Source organism: Kitasatospora phosalacinea (assembly GCF_000716545.1).
GTDB lineage: Bacteria > Actinomycetota > Actinomycetes > Streptomycetales > Streptomycetaceae > Kitasatospora > Kitasatospora phosalacinea.
On the sequence record NZ_JNWZ01000154.1, the window covers coordinates 1 to 1,242 of the forward strand.

The window sequence follows — 1,242 nt, forward strand, 5'->3', positions numbered from 1 at the left end:
GTGGTGTGCGGTGCGGTGGTGGTGTGGAACTAGCGGGTGGTGGGTGGGAGTTCGCCGGAGCCGCGGGGGATGAGGCGGGTGGGGATGGTGACGGTGCGGGCCCGGGTGCGGTCGCCGTCGAGGCGGGCGAGGGCGATGGCGGCGGCGGCGGTGCCGATGGCGGTGGGGTCCTGGGCGACGGTGGTGATGGCGGGTTCCAGGACTTCGGCGAAGGGCAGGTCGTCGAAGGAGACGAGGGCGACGTCGCGTCGGCGGGCCCGGGTGGTGCCCAGGACGGTGCCCATGGCGGCGAAGTTGTTGGCGGCGAGGATCGCGGTGGGCGGCTGCGGGTCGTGCAGGGCGCGTTGGACGGCGTCGGCGGCCTCGGCCTCGGTGTGGCCGTCGAGGACGAGTGAGCGGTCGTAGGGCAGGTGGGCGGCGTCGAGTGCTTCGCGGTAGCCGGCGAGGCGTTCGCGGCGGGTGTAGAGGGTGGCGGGGCGGTCGCCGACGAAGGCGATGCGGCGGTGTCCGGCGGCGATCAGGTGGGCGGTGCCCTCGCGGGCGCCGTCGCGGTTGGAGCTGACGACGCTGTCGGCGGCCAGGCCGGTGCCGGGGCGGTCGAGGAAGACCACGGGCAGGCCGGCTGTGCGGGCGGTGCGCAGGTGGGCGTGGTCGGCGCCGGCGGTGGGCACCACCATCAGGGCGCTGACCCGGCGGGCCAGGAAGGTGGCGGTCAGGGCGCGTTCGCGGGCGGGGTCGTCGGCGCAGGAGCCCATCAGGAGGGTGAGTCCGCGTTCGCGTACCGCGCTTTCGATGCCGCCGGCGACGGAGCCGAAGAACGGGTTGCCCATGTCGGGGATGATCAGGCCGACGGTGCTGTCCGGGCCGCCGACGCGGATGTTGCGGGCCATCAGGTTGGGTTGGAAGCCGAGCTTCTCGACCGCCGCCATGACCTTCTCCCGGGTCTGCGGGGAGGTGGGTCCGTCGCCGTTGAGCACCCGGGAGACGGTCTTGGCGCTCACGCCGACCTCCTGGGCGACGTCGTTGAGCGTGGTGCGGCGGGGCGCGGCCATGGACCACCGTTCCGGCTTCGTCGGGCGCGGGCCCCGCCGTGGCGGGCGGGGCCCGGTCTGGTCAGTTCGGGCGGACGCCGGCGGCCTTGGCGGCGGCGGCGTCCGCCACGACAGTACCGCCGCCGTCCCGGTCGACGGTGAGCGCACCGGTCATGATCGCCACGACCTCGGACATGGAGTAGTCGGACGG

At 74.7% G+C, this 1,242-nt stretch carries 1 protein-coding gene and 1 pseudogene; both read right to left on the reverse strand.

Going from position 1 to position 1,242, the window contains the following annotated elements:
• Window positions 1-29: 29 nt before the first annotated feature.
• Window positions 30-1,052, reverse strand: a complete 1,023-nt coding sequence (locus OO48_RS33885; RefSeq protein ID WP_033223474.1) for a LacI family DNA-binding transcriptional regulator — start codon at window positions 1,050-1,052, stop codon at window positions 30-32.
• A 61-nt stretch (window positions 1,053-1,113) separates the two neighbouring features.
• Window positions 1,114-1,242, reverse strand: a pseudogene (locus OO48_RS40515) (sugar ABC transporter ATP-binding protein); the annotation flags it as partial.